Here is a 12951-nt window from a genome sequence, read left to right as displayed (position 1 = left end):
TTAATGCGCAAAGATTTCTTTGACCTTTGCAGCTGCCGCCTCGCCTAAAACTTTGTGTTGTTCCGGGGAAAGGTGAACACGGTCAATCTGTCCCGGAATGCCTTTCACGAAGTCTTGAGCGTTTATGTATTCGGCTCCAAGAATTCGGCATTTTTCCTGCAGAAGCGGCGGAAGCTCTTTGGTGATTTTTTCTGCGCCGCTGAAAGCGTCGCCGTAAGCTGTTTCGTTAGGCTGGAGCGGGGGTGCAATGACTAAGACTTTTGGTGTCTTAAATTTAGTGTTGGATTGCCATTCACCTGCTTGAATCATACGAATCATCTCTTCAAGGTCATCGGCGATCGCTTTTGCATTGTTCTTGTATCTTGAATTCGCGTCATTGGTTCCGAGCATGACAATGACTATATCCAGAGGAAGGTTTTCGGAAAGAACCGCAGGAAGTGAAACCATCCCGTTGAACAACTTACCGGAAAGGCTCTTGCCGGTTCCGTTGCCGTCCTTTTGATCTCTTTTTACCGTTCGGCCGCCCAAGGCATTAACTTCGACTTCATAGTTAGGACCAAGTTTTTGAGCCATGACCTGAGGCCAAATTTGATCGATTGGAAGACGATAGATGTCTTTTTCAGGGCTCCAGGCCCATCCGAAAGAATTCGAATCTCCGTATACCAAGATTCTCTTGGCTTGTTTATTTTCCGAAGAAAATACCGGAAGCGGAGAACTCAAAAGAATTGTTGAAAGTCCGAGGAATGAACGGCGGTTAAGAGGCATAGTTTCTCCTTCAATATGCCTCCATCATAAAAATTCTTTTCTTCTCAATCCAATACTATTTATGGATGGTTAGTTATAACTTTTAGTTAGGTTGAGTCCGAAAGCTTCTAAAGAAGCCTTCCTGGAATGTGTTGAAAACCTTCAAAAAAGGAAACTTAATCTTGGTCGAAAAGATCCAAAGTCTCGCCTTTGCGTACTCTTTTCTTCGGAGTCGGTTTTTGTAAGTCTCGATGAATCCACTCCAAGATCACATCGCTCAGGGTATTGAGTTCTTCTTCCGTTAGTTCTCTGCCTTTGTCGATCCCATGCCACTTATAAAGACAGCCGCGGCAGCAGCATCCGGTCGCGTGCTGCGCAGTAAAGATCGGATGTCCCTTGTACGGCGTCTGTTTGCCGTCGTTTTTCGGATTCGCGCTTCCGATTCTGTCGTGAAGAATTTCTTTGGCGTGTTTCTTCAAGAGCTCGTCATTACGAGTCTCGGCATAAGTTCTGTCTGCGTAAGACAAACGAAACTTGCTTCGAAACGCTGAATGGCTCAGCGCTTCGAAAAGCTCGTCCATAGAAGCAAATTTTTGACTCATTAACCGAAGAGACGATTGGTGAGCACCGGATCCAAACATTCCTGTACGTAGGCGAAGAATCTTTCAGGATCTTCTTTCTTTAGTTGGATCGCTTCTTTCTGGGAAAGGACGTACATCAAAAGAAGTCTAGCTTTAGCGGTAGTCGTTTCGCCGGCTAACAAACAGCCGGATTCAAGACATTGCGCGACGCTTCCCGGGAAAACCGTACTGTCTAAGACACGGCCGGAAGAAGCTCTTGTCGAGATCACAACGAAAATGCCCTTCTTTACCGCTTTTTTAATCGCAGGCATCATGCCGGCCGGAAGGTTACCGCGGCCGAAACCTTCAACGATGATGGCGTCCGGTTCTTTTTCAAGAACCATTTCAAGAAGCGCACCGTCGTCTCCGCACATGGCTTTAACAACGGGAACTTTGGCCGTAAGCTTTTTGAGCATCGGGAAGTTCAAACCGGTATCGAGCTCTAATGCACCGCAGCGGAAATAAACATTGTCGCGGTCGACATAACCGACGGGGCCCCAGCCCGGAGAAGCCAAGGCAGAAGCCTTGTTGGTGTGAGTGAGCTGAGCGCGGGACGCCGCATGGATCTCACCGTTCATGCAGACGACAACCGTTGGGATATCACCCTTCACGTCGTGACAGGCAACCCGAATGGAATCTAAAAGATTCTTGGTCCCGTCAAACATCGGATCTTCGGGATTCATGCAGGTCGTAAAGACGATCGGCTTGGAATTCTGATTCTGGAATACATCCGATAAAGAAATGCTGACGAAATAAGCTGTTTCTTCAATATTGTCCGCAGGCTGAGTAACGACAACGCCTGAGACTTCCGGGCGAATCAAAACCCTTTGGACGGCTCGGGAAAGCTCAAGCATCATCGCCGGTGTGACCACACTGCCCTTTAAAGAAAAAAACTTCGGAACTTCTAAGAAGCAAAGATCTTCAATTTCAGGAAGCGCATCGGTTACCGCCAATGCATCTTCTTCAGGATCACCGGGTTTGTAGTCGATGCCTGTGGGAATAATCATGTCGCCCAAAGGGAAAAGAGCAACGGTTTTGTCATCCATGACATCGATGTAACCGTCATCGAGAACTTCGGATGCAATGTCGGAAGGTTCCTCTTTGGCGAGTTTTCGAGTTTCTTTGACTGCCATCTTCTTTTCCTTTTTCTTTGATTTCTTACCCACAGTTTCCTCGTTGGTTATTCCGTTTTCAAGAGCTTCCCGGGATTCATGATGCCCTTCGGATCAAAAGCGTTTTTGATCTTGCGCATCATTTCAATCTCCAAAGGATCCTTGAATTGGTAATTATGGTCAAGTTTCAGCATTCCGATGCCGTGTTCGGCTGAAATCGAGCCCTCGAATTTATTAACCTGACTATAAAGAATTTCTCGAATTCCTTCTTCATTTCGGTAGGTTGCACCCGGGTCTTCGGGACTGACGAAATTGAAATGAAGGTTTCCGTCGCCCAAGTGCCCATAGATAGAAAGCCCGAGCCAGGGATAAGCGGATAAAAGCATTGCGCTTGTTTCTTCGACGAACTCAGGGATTAAAGAAATGGGGAGGCTGACATCGCTATGGATACTGCCGCCGGCCGTTCTGTCGGCCAGAGGGATTGATTCGCGAACATGCCAGAAGGTATGGGAATCCTGCAGAGAGCTGGCAATGGCGGCATCGGTGATTTCTCCGTCTTCAAACGCACCTTCCAAGATGTGTTCCATCATGCTTTCCTGAGGCTTCTTTTCCAGAGAAAGTTCAACCAATACTTTCCAGGGAGAGTCGCTGAGCGGAGGCACTTCGATATCAGGCAGGTACTTTTTAACTCGCTCGATCGGCAAATCGCTGATCAACTCGAAAGCTGTCAGAGAAGAGCCGGCTTTCATCTTGAATCGGTTCAGAAGCTTTCCGGCGTCCTGAATACTGTTCAGACAGCAAAAAGCAGTTTCCTTTTCTTTCGCCGCCGGGAAGAGTTTCAGAACGACGGCAGTAATAATGCCGATGGTTCCTTCGCTGCCCAAGAATAAATCTTTGAAATCGTATCCGGTGTTGTCCTTACGAAGACGTCTCAAACCGTTGTAAATGCGGCCGTCGGGAAGGACGACTTCAACGCCGAGAACCAAGTCGCGTGTTGTTCCGTAACGCAGTACGGCTACTCCGCCGGCATTACAGGCACAGCAGCCGCCGATGGTTGCGTTGCCTTCTGCCGCAAAAGACAGCGGGAAGAAACGATTAACACTTTCTGCAGCTTCATGCACTTCGGCCAATGTCATTCCGGCTTGAACGGTTAATGTGTCTGAAAGTGGGTCCGCGTCGATGACGTTTTTCATTTTTGTCATGGACAGGACGATTTCAGCATCCGGTCGATAAGTTGTCGCTGCGCCTGTCAGACTTGTATTGCCGCCCTGGGTGACGATGGGAACGTTGTATTGAGCGCAAAGTTTGACGATCTTTGAAACTTGTTCGGTGGTAGAGGGGCGGACGACAGCCAAAGGCTTTGAGACGTAGTGGTCTGTGAAATCATCCGTGTAAGGTCCGAAAAGAGCCGGATCATCAATGACGTTATTGAGGCCGACAATTTCGGCAAAAAGCGATTTGAGTTCTTCTTTCATGGCTTTTCTGAGCAGTAAATATTCAGGAAAGTTTAGTCAAAAAATTCGCCCTTTTACCCTGATAAAAATATCGATCGAACAGATTCCTTGAAAATATTGTGATCCATAGTTTTCTATGCAAAAGATTTGACGGCTAAGATGTCTTTTTTTAGGAGGATGTTCGGTGCAGTCTCTTTGGATGGTGGTTGCGGCATTGTTTTATGCCTTTTATGCCGTATTCGTGAAATATTCCGGATTCGAAGGCATCGGTAGCTGGGAAATTCTCTTTTTCAGATCAATTTTCGGCGTTGTCCTCTTTTACGGCGTTATGCGTTTCAGTGGAATTACGCTTTCCACAACTCATCCTTGGCAGCATTTGATCCGCTCGATGTGCGGCACTCTTTCAATCATCTGCGGCATTTATTCCGTCTCTCATCTGAATATCGGACTGGCGATGACATTGAATTACACGTCGCCGTTGTTTGTCGGGGCTTACATTCTGACGACTTCCCTGCTCCATCACGCTCGAGTGAACTGGGGGCTGATGGCGATGGTGCTTTTCGGTTTTATCGGCGTCGTGATCATGCTCGGACCAACCATCGGACCGCATGAATACTATGCCGCTGTAGTGGGTTTAGCCGCGGGCTTTTTCACTGCAAATGCCACAACGTTTGTTAAGAAACTCGGCATGCTTCATGAGCCGGAAACACGAATTATTTTTTACCTTGTTCTGGTCGGTGCGATTTGCGGCCTCATCGGAACATTCCTCACCGGCGGCTTCTATCCCTGGAGCGTTAAGGGCGCCTTATACATTTTGGGACTTTGTATCTGTGCAACCGGCGGTCAATTCTGTCTGACCAGAGCTTTCTCCAGAGGCAATCTGGTTCTGTCGAGTTCTCTTCAGTACACCGTCATTCTTTTCTCAACGATTTTGGGAGAAATCCTTTTCCTCGAACCGGCGACCTTCCCTGTTATTTGCGGAATGCTGATTATTGTTTTCTCCGGATTGATGTCGAGTTACTTCGTTCGTCGGGAAAATAAGTTCTTGAAAGAAAAGGCAAAGACCTCGCAATCAAAAACTGCCTAGTCTAAACCGTTATCTTTTTTTCTATCGCCGGCACTTCCTCGCTGAGGATGTTCCGGCGAATTTCTTCTAAGTTTGGTCCCTGAAATGCTCTCAATATTTCAGCACATCACTCCACTCTTCCTATAATGGAAAAATTGTTTGCGAATCATAAGGAACAAAAAATATGAAATTTTCAATGGTTAGCGGTGATGTTTTAAAGCTCGAATGCGGAGCTCTGGTTGTCGGAATTCCTGCCGGCGGTCTTACTCCGACTGCCGAAGCGCTCGATAAGGCTTCCGAAGGCGTCGTCTCTCGCTGGATTGAAGCCGGAGATATACATCCTTGCGTCGGCAAGGTTGCGGTTTTCCGCGACTTCCCCGGATGTAAGGCCGAACGTGTTGTGTTCGTCGGCTTAGGAAAATGCAAAGCCAGAGACTTCCAGCGTGTTTTAAAACTCGGTATCGACAATGCTTACCTTGGCAAAGAAGTCGTCCTGACCACCCTTGAGTGGCTGCCGGATGAAGTTCCTGAATGGATCGCCGAACAGTCCGGTTTTATTGCCTGCACAGCCCTTGATCGCCCTAAGAACTACAAAACGTTTGACATCAACTGGAAGAAGCCTAAAAACATTGACCTCTACGTTCCTGATGAAAACAAGGACGTTGAAAAAGCTTATGCCGAAGGCGTATCCGTCGGTGTCGGTGTTCAGATGGCCAAACAGTACGGAGATATGCCGGCAAATCTCTGCACACCGAAGTTTATGGCTGAAGAATGCATGAAACTTGCCGGTTCTCTGGGTCTTGACGTTACCGTCTTCGACGAAAAAGCCATGGAAAAACTGGGTATGGGATGCCTGCTCGGTGTAGCTAAAGGCTCTCACCAGAAACCTCGTATGGTGGTCATTGAATACCACGGCGGCAAGAAGGACGATACTCCGGTTGCTTTGGTCGGTAAAGGACTGACGTTTGACTCCGGTGGCATTTCTTTGAAACCCGCTAAGGGAATGGACGAAATGAAATACGACATGTGCGGCGCTGCTGCCATGATCGCTTCTATCGCAACCGCTGCAGCCATGAAGCTGCCGGTGAACATCGTTGCTGCCGTCGGCTTTACAGAAAATATGCCCGGAAGTTCCGCAACTAAACCGGGAGACATTCTCAAGAGCTATGCCGGCAAGACCGTTGAAGTTTTGAATACCGATGCCGAAGGTCGTTTGGTTCTCTGCGATGTTCTCGCCTATACCATCGATAAGTTCAAACCGAAGTGCGTTGTGGACGCAGCCACTTTGACCGGCGCATGCGTTGTTGCTTTAGGCAACGACATAGCAGGTTTGTTCTCCAACGATGAAGAACTGGCTGTGTCCCTCATGATGGCCGGCGACACTGCTATGGATCCGGTCTGGAGAATGCCTCTGGATATTTCCTTTACCAAGGCTTTGAAGAGCAACTTTGCCGATCTCGCCAATATCAGCGACTCTCGCGGCGCCGGTGCCTGCACCGCCGCTGCCTTCTTGGAAGAATTTGTCGGTGATACACCGTGGGCTCACTTGGACATCGCAGGTGTTGCTAATAAGAGCGGAAAAGAAAAAGGGTCAACCGGCCGTCCGGTTCCCCTTCTGATTAACTTCTTAAAAGATCAGGCTGAATAAAAAGCTTTGATTCGCCGCGGGGCTTCGGCCCCGTTTTTTGTCCTATTATTTCAAGCATTCCTCAACCTCTTCGTCTCTAAAAATGATCCGATTTGAATGCGACTACGCCGAAGGCGCCCATCCTAAAGTTTTAGAAGCTCTGGTTAAGACCAATTTTGAACAATCTCCCGGTTACGGAGCAGATTCCCATTGCGCACATGCTCAGGAACTCATTCGTGAAGCCTGTGAAGATCCTTTGGCCAATGTTTACTTTGTCACAGGCGGAACACCTGCCAATGTAACGGTCATAGCTTCGCTTTTGAGACCTTATCAAGGTTGTGTCTGCTGCAAGAGCGGTCATATCAATGTTCATGAAGCCGGTGCCGTTGAAGCGACGGGACATAAGGTCATTGGTCTGGAAGGCAAAGACGGAAAACTCTCTGCCGAAACACTCAGAAATTATCTTGAAAGCTATTGGGCTGATCCGACACATGAACACATGGTCCAGCCCGGCATGGTCTATATTTCCTCGCCCACTGAATTAGGAACTGTCTATTCCAAATCGGAACTTCAGGCTCTTTCTGAAGTTTGTCAGGAATTTGTGATTCCGCTTTATCTTGATGGCGCTCGTCTTGGCTACGGCTTACAAAGCCCGGGCAACGACGTCACTTTGGAAGATATCGATCGCCTGACCGATGTTTTCTATATTGGCGGAACAAAGGTCGGTATTTTGATGGGGGAAGCGATTGTATTTCCGAGAGGCAACGGCTTAGACGCCAATTTCCGGAGCATGATTAAGCAGAATTGCTCTATGCTCGCAAAAGGACGCCTCCTCGGCGTTCAGTTTGAAGCCTTATTTACAGACGGTCTTTACGAAGAAATGGGTAAACACGCCGTTGATCAGGCAATGAGAATTAAAGAAGCTTTTAAAGATAAAGGCTATCGTTTCTTAGTGGACTCTCCGTCTAATCAGCAATTTTTATTCCTTCCTCGAGATGCAAAAGACAAACTTTCTAAAGATTATGCATTTGAATGTGAAGGTGACGTCGGACAAGAGGAATTCTTAGTTCGTTTTTGCACAAGTTGGGCAACTCCGAAAGAAAGCATAGATAAACTTCTTGAAAGTATTAAATCGCTGTAATTGTTAAAAAAGAGAAATTGAGGCCCTAATCGGCCTCTTTTTTTATCTGAATAAAACAGAATCTGTTGATTTAATTACTTCCTAATAAAATAACATATTAAATTAAATACTGGTATTTTATACAAATTCTATTTGATTATTGGTCTTATCAATAAAAATGTTATATAATAAAAAATAATGGTATTGAATTTGTTACGCCATTTTTTAACGCAAGTCGATATATCGTATTGGCAAAGGATAAGAAGTAGAGAATGCCAAGACGATGGTCTAAATTACAGAGAAGAATTTACACAATTTTTGATCTGAATATACGTTTACAGTTTCATTGTGCGATTTACAGAATTCCTGGCCATGTTGATTCCGTGTGTCCGAGATATTTTCTGATGCTGAATGATGAAATTATTTGGGACTGGCCAAAAGATTGTTCCGCCAAGCTGAACTACAAAGAAATGTATTTGGTTTATAGAAGTTCGGCAAGCGACATTTCAGATTTGATTAACGTTTATCTCAATGCGGACAGGTAATCATTCATTATACTTAAAGATGATTGGGGAACTTTGGATATTTTCCGAGCTGCTGACCGTAGAATTGGACGAAGATAATGGGACGATGTTCTAGTAAATATCGATCCGAAAGTCTCAAATGCTGTAGAAAGGATAATCAGTGCCAGAATAAATACCGGTCAAATTTCTATGAAAAATAAAAATATTAACGGAGATGAAAATAACTGAAAAATTCTCTAGGGTAAAAGGCATTCCTCCTTTGTTAAATAAGGAGTGAGACATATATTGTGTAAAAAAAATAATCTAGCGGCAAATATTTTCAGGAGAAAAAGTGAATTAGAAAGATAAATGAGAGGATTTCTCGAGGAGTAGAATCTTATTTAAATTGAGTTAATATTTTGGAAAATATTAATCGAGCTCTAGTAATAAGTAACGTTTTAATTTTATATTTCAATATTTCTAGGAGAAAGTTTTGAGTAATTAACTTTATCCTTTTAAATAGGAATGGAGATTATTTGAGATCCTTCTGTTTCTTCGCAATTTCCTCTCCTGCGATCTTTCCAAAAACAAAGCAGGAAATAAGAGAGTCTCCGCCTAAACGATCCCTTCCGTGAATACCTCCGGTGACTTCACCGACGGCATAAAGATTCGGAATCGGTTTACTTTCTTTTCCGATGACTTGGCATTTTTTATTAATTTTTAACCCGCCGCAGCTGTAGTGAATATCAAACTGCTCTCGTCCGAAATAAAACGGCGGTTTATCAATTTTCTGGGTAAATATCTTCTTCCCAAAATCTTTATCTTCCCCCAGCTCTGCAAATTTGTTATACCGATCCAGGGTTTCTTGAAGAACTTTAGGGCTGACATGCATTTTCTTGGCCATTTCGGCGACGGAGTCGGCCATTCGAACTGTACCGGAGAGAAGTTTGGCATCTAAATCCAAACTCTTTTGTGATTGAGAATCCGTAATGACCCAGAATACTCTGTCCGGTAAATTCAGGTAGGCTTCTCCGATAGCCTTAACCCCTTTGCTTTCGTCGACGAAACGCTTTCCTGAACTGTCGACAAAAATATCTCCGCCCACATAGTTGAGCAGTCTGCCGCCTCTGAGCGGAATAAGCTGTATGGCCTCCATATCAACCGTCTGTGCGCCGGTTTTTTCTGCTAATAAAATTCCGTCTCCAGTGGATCCGTCAAAGCCTCTGCCCGTCGGATTCGCAGTTGTGAACAATGAAGCATCTAAGCGCTCATCGTATTTCAGACGCATGGGAACGTTTGCCGTGAAACCTCCTGTGGCAATCACAATATCTTTTGCTTGAAGATCTTCTAATTTCCCCTCTCGGGTTTTGACTCTTACTCCGATAACTTGCCCGTTATTTTCTAAAAGACTAACCGCTTCAGTTCTCAGCCGTACCTTGACACCGAGGGAGCGAGCTTTTTGATTCATAATTCGAACGTACGTCATTCCGTTTCGTTTTTGACCGGCAGAATGCGCCCGCTGGAACTTTCCGCCCCACGCTTCGAAGACTTGGTCATCGAAAGGGATGCCGATTTCTCTTAACCAATGAAGAGTTGAATGAGCATTATTTACTAAGGTATTAACGAGTATTGGATCGCTTTGGAATTCTCCCGCTTCCATGATTTGTCTGAACCAAAGCTCAGGGCTGTCTTTGATGCCCTGCTTCATTTGAACTTCCGGATCGACTGCATTGACTGAGCCGCCGGAAAGTGCAGAATGTCCTCCTACGAAAGCCGCTTTATCGATAAGAAGAGTATTTTTTACGCCGCTTTGTGCAGCAGAAACCGCAGTCGATAAACCGGCTACCCCGATACCGATAATGATTAAATCGAATTTCTTTTCGGCATCTGACTGCGCAAAAACCGAAAGTGGAAAAGCAGCGAACAAACTCAAACCTGCTGCAAAGCTTCTTCTAAGCATTTAAAACTCCGATTTTGCGTAAAAACGCTGCCATCTCGACAGCGCTGGTGACATTAAGTTTGCTGCAGAGGTTTGCTCGGTGCATTTTTACGGTCCTCTCGCTGATACCAAGGTTGTAGCCTATGACTTTATTGAGCTCCCCTTTGGCGACTCCGAGAACGACCTCTTTTTCACGGGGCGTCAGAGAATCATAGATTTTTCGGAGTGTTTCTATCTCATTGCCGGATTCGTATTCTTCCATACTGGCCGTGACAGCTTTTTTGACAGCGGCTAGCAAGCGTTCGGGTTTAGCCGATTTTTGAAGAAAATCAGAAGCGCCGCGTTTTAAGGCGTGGACGGCCATGTCTAATTCTCCGTGTCCGGAAAGAAATATAATCGGAAGGCGGCAGTCCTTTTGATTCAGTTTAACCTGAAGCTCCATGCCGGTCATATCCGGCATACGGACATCCAAAATGATGCACCCGGGACGATTCATGTCGTCTTCTTCCAAAAAGCGATAAGCGCTGTCATACTCTTTGATTTCCAGACCCATCATGCTCAGAAAAAACGAAGAAGAAGATCGTGCATCCGCATCATCATCCACAATACGAACCAGCGGGGTTGTCATTTACATTCCTCCTTATCAATTACCACACGGCTGCAGATTCCGCCTTTCGGCAGTCTGATGAATTCCAGTTCCGCTCCGTGTTTATCTGCAATACCGCGGACGATCGAAAGACCGATGCCCATGCCTTCCGGTTTGACACTGTCTCCCAGTGTCTTAAGTCTGGCGAAGGATTTGTCATCAAGCGTCGGCCCGTTATCCGAGACACTCAAACACCAATGGCTGTCGTCGAGGCTTCCGATTTTTAAATCAACTATCGGCTTGGGTTGTTTTTCCACGGCGCTGCAGGCATTTTTAAGTAAGTTAATGATGAGCAGTTCGAGTTCCAGCGGATCGCCGACTACTCTAGCCTCTGAAGGTAAGTCAGAAGTAACCTCGACGTGCTCAAACTTCAGTGCCTTCAATACATTAAGTGCGCTTAAAGCAATGGCAGTTAAGTCACAGCTTTTCATTTCGCCCTTCTTTTGTTTTGCGTATCCTCTGACGCGTGTCACAATGCTTCCGATACGTTCGCTGTTATGTTCTAAAGAACCGATAGCTTGTTCCGTAACGGCATCAGAGAAGCCCTTTGACTTCAAATACACACGCAAGCCGGCCAAATAATTGTTAATGGCCATCAAAGGCTGTTGGACTTCGTGTGCGAGCATGCCCGACATCTGATTGATGACACCGAATTTTTCCATTTGTGCCAATCGGTTTCGAGAGTCCCGATATTCCTTCTCTATTTTTATTTGGCGATTCAGTGTTCGTCTTACTTGAAGCGTTCTTCTCGCAACTGTTCGTCTCAGGTATAGTGAGTTAAGGATTAAAAGAAGAAGCAAGCCACAGGTCAGTAAGATTTCTGTCTTGAAGCGCTTAAAGATGCCGGCAGGACTCCAATCTTTTAAATATTGGTAAGGCCCGAGCTGCAGATCTCGGAAAAGTTCATCCACTTTAGAGAACCGACTTGCAATCGTCCATTCATAGTCGTTGGTCGGCGGCATGCTGATCAAAGACGAAGTCACTTCCCACATGAGTTTCGGAGGAATATTCTCTCGAGCAGCAAAGACGATTCCGGGATAAAGATCTGTAGACCGCGCACACTTCAAAACATCCCTTGGTTTTTGCGAAATAACCTTGAAATCGGATGACTCAATAAGCCCCTCTTGAGAGAGTTCTTCCAAGACACAGGCTGAAAGGATCGCGACATCTGCTTCTCCTTGAATGAGTAGCATTAACGCATCAGGAAATTGAAAATGGGTAAAAACAGACCGCTTGAAGAATTTCTCAGGGTTCAGACCGTTTTTGAAGAGTTCGTGCTGTCCGACAAGCCAGCCGTCGAAAGAATTCGGCTGAGAGGCGGCAGCGACTTTACCCTGCAGGTCTTTGAGCTCAATGAGATCTGCTCTCTTAGCCAATGTAACGAAAGCTGCGCCCTCGGAAGCTGAAGGGTCGTCAGAGAGAATGGTTTTACGAGTGGCAATATGAACGATGCCTATAGAAATACTTAGTTCATGAAATGTACCTGCTGAACTGATGAGAAAATCAACCGGGTTGTTTTTTAATTCTTTTTCTGGGTTTACCGAATTCAAAGGAACGGCAACGAAGTGATAGTTGGGTAATTTTTGGTTGAGATATCGTAAGGTAGGTTCGAGTGTGGTCGTCGCGAACTCCGGATTAAAAGAATCAATAATGCCGACCCTGATATCCGTTTTGTCGGCTGAAAAACATATCGAGGCGCCCAGCGATAAGACGACGACAAGCAGCTTCAGTATTTTCGGTGCTCTTTTTCTTTTATTGAAGTACATCGCTTTCTATCTTATTTTTTAACTTTCCACATTCTGCCTGTGTGAAGAGGACATGCAAGGCCAATTTCTAGTAGTTTTTTAAATAAATATAACCCACCTAAAACTGATTATAAGCTTCACTATATTAAATTTTCTATAGGATTTATTCTCTGCGAATAACCCATTAGCATTTTTAGGGGATTTGCCTCAGTGAAGAAGAACTCGAGTCCTGAAGGAGGATTTTCTTACAGAAATAGAACCTCTGAGAACCTCAAATTTAATGACATGGAACCCCTTTGCTCCCAGCGAGATAGAGGGAGCAAAATGAAAGTGACAAAATTCTCATTAAAGGTGATTCCATGTCAGTTAGAAGGA

At 45.5% G+C, this 12951-nt stretch carries 11 protein-coding genes; 4 read left to right on the top strand and 7 right to left on the bottom strand.

What is annotated here, in order from left to right; all coding sequences use genetic code 11:
• The 4 genes from ACZND6_RS09750 to ACZND6_RS09735 form a co-directional block, all read right to left on the bottom strand.
• Positions 1-765 carry a GDSL-type esterase/lipase family protein gene (locus ACZND6_RS09750; protein ID WP_008810119.1) on the bottom strand — a complete coding sequence of 255 codons (765 nt, stop codon included), beginning with the start codon at positions 763-765 and terminating at the stop codon, positions 1-3.
• Positions 766-920: 155 nt separating this feature from the next.
• On the bottom strand, positions 921-1346 hold the full coding sequence (locus ACZND6_RS09745) for a DUF4186 domain-containing protein (RefSeq protein ID WP_008863750.1): 426 nt from the start codon (positions 1344-1346) through the stop codon (positions 921-923).
• A complete protein-coding gene (locus tag ACZND6_RS09740; RefSeq protein ID WP_021868053.1) occupies positions 1346-2497 on the bottom strand; it encodes an asparaginase in 1152 nt (383 codons plus the stop codon). Before ACZND6_RS09740 ends, ACZND6_RS09745 begins: the two co-directional genes overlap by 1 nt.
• A 47-nt stretch (positions 2498-2544) precedes the next feature.
• Positions 2545-3951 (bottom strand): FAD-binding oxidoreductase, encoded by a 1407-nt coding sequence (locus ACZND6_RS09735; RefSeq protein WP_278851457.1) that lies wholly within the window; start codon positions 3949-3951, stop codon positions 2545-2547.
• A gap of 163 nt (positions 3952-4114) precedes the next feature.
• Between ACZND6_RS09735 and ACZND6_RS09730 the strand changes: the two genes are divergently transcribed.
• The 4 genes from ACZND6_RS09730 (at position 4115) to ACZND6_RS09715 (ending at position 8288) form a co-directional block, all read left to right on the top strand.
• Positions 4115-5017 carry a DMT family transporter gene (locus ACZND6_RS09730; RefSeq protein ID WP_489524609.1) on the top strand — a complete coding sequence of 301 codons (903 nt, stop codon included), beginning with the start codon at positions 4115-4117 and terminating at the stop codon, positions 5015-5017.
• A 163-nt stretch (positions 5018-5180) separates the two neighbouring features.
• Positions 5181-6644, top strand: coding sequence for a leucyl aminopeptidase (locus ACZND6_RS09725; RefSeq protein WP_008810114.1), 1464 nt, complete (start codon positions 5181-5183; stop codon positions 6642-6644).
• 82 nt (positions 6645-6726) lie between these two features.
• Positions 6727-7764 (top strand): threonine aldolase family protein, encoded by a 1038-nt coding sequence (locus ACZND6_RS09720; protein WP_021868057.1) that lies wholly within the window; start codon positions 6727-6729, stop codon positions 7762-7764.
• 383 nt (positions 7765-8147) lie between these two features.
• A complete protein-coding gene (locus tag ACZND6_RS09715; RefSeq protein WP_240141205.1) occupies positions 8148-8288 on the top strand; it encodes a hypothetical protein in 141 nt (46 codons plus the stop codon).
• A gap of 490 nt (positions 8289-8778) precedes the next feature.
• On the opposite strand, the gene ACZND6_RS09710 is transcribed toward ACZND6_RS09715, so the two are convergent.
• The 3 genes from ACZND6_RS09710 to ACZND6_RS09700 are packed head-to-tail and all read right to left on the bottom strand — an operon-like array spanning position 8779 to position 12597.
• Positions 8779-10206 (bottom strand): FAD-dependent oxidoreductase, encoded by a 1428-nt coding sequence (locus tag ACZND6_RS09710; RefSeq protein WP_008810111.1) that lies wholly within the window; start codon positions 10204-10206, stop codon positions 8779-8781.
• Complete coding sequence (locus ACZND6_RS09705) at positions 10199-10813, bottom strand: response regulator transcription factor (RefSeq protein WP_021868060.1); 615 nt, start codon at positions 10811-10813, stop codon at positions 10199-10201. Before ACZND6_RS09705 ends, ACZND6_RS09710 begins: the two co-directional genes overlap by 8 nt.
• Entirely contained in the window at positions 10810-12597 is a 1788-nt protein-coding gene (locus tag ACZND6_RS09700) for a sensor histidine kinase (protein ID WP_278417749.1), read from the bottom strand. Before ACZND6_RS09700 ends, ACZND6_RS09705 begins: the two co-directional genes overlap by 4 nt.
• Positions 12598-12951: the final 354 nt, after the last annotated feature.

This window comes from Parasutterella sp. (genome assembly GCF_057870745.1).
The sequence above is the reverse complement of the archived record's forward strand: the minus strand, read 5'-3'. Positions and strand labels throughout refer to the sequence as shown.

Coding starts and splice junctions, on each gene's coding strand:
- ACZND6_RS09745 (WP_008863750.1), bottom strand. CDS start 1,346: ATGAGTCAAAAATTTGCTTCTATGGACGAGCTTTTCGAAGCGCTGAGC.
- ACZND6_RS09720 (WP_021868057.1), top strand. CDS start 6,727: ATGATCCGATTTGAATGCGACTACGCCGAAGGCGCCCATCCTAAAGTT.
- ACZND6_RS09735 (WP_278851457.1), bottom strand. CDS start 3,951: ATGAAAGAAGAACTCAAATCGCTTTTTGCCGAAATTGTCGGCCTCAAT.
- ACZND6_RS09700 (WP_278417749.1), bottom strand. CDS start 12,597: ATGTACTTCAATAAAAGAAAAAGAGCACCGAAAATACTGAAGCTGCTT.
- ACZND6_RS09750 (WP_008810119.1), bottom strand. CDS start 765: ATGCCTCTTAACCGCCGTTCATTCCTCGGACTTTCAACAATTCTTTTG.
- ACZND6_RS09715 (WP_240141205.1), top strand. CDS start 8,148: ATGCTGAATGATGAAATTATTTGGGACTGGCCAAAAGATTGTTCCGCC.
- ACZND6_RS09710 (WP_008810111.1), bottom strand. CDS start 10,206: ATGCTTAGAAGAAGCTTTGCAGCAGGTTTGAGTTTGTTCGCTGCTTTT.
- ACZND6_RS09725 (WP_008810114.1), top strand. CDS start 5,181: ATGAAATTTTCAATGGTTAGCGGTGATGTTTTAAAGCTCGAATGCGGA.
- ACZND6_RS09705 (WP_021868060.1), bottom strand. CDS start 10,813: ATGACAACCCCGCTGGTTCGTATTGTGGATGATGATGCGGATGCACGA.
- ACZND6_RS09740 (WP_021868053.1), bottom strand. CDS start 2,497: ATGGCAGTCAAAGAAACTCGAAAACTCGCCAAAGAGGAACCTTCCGAC.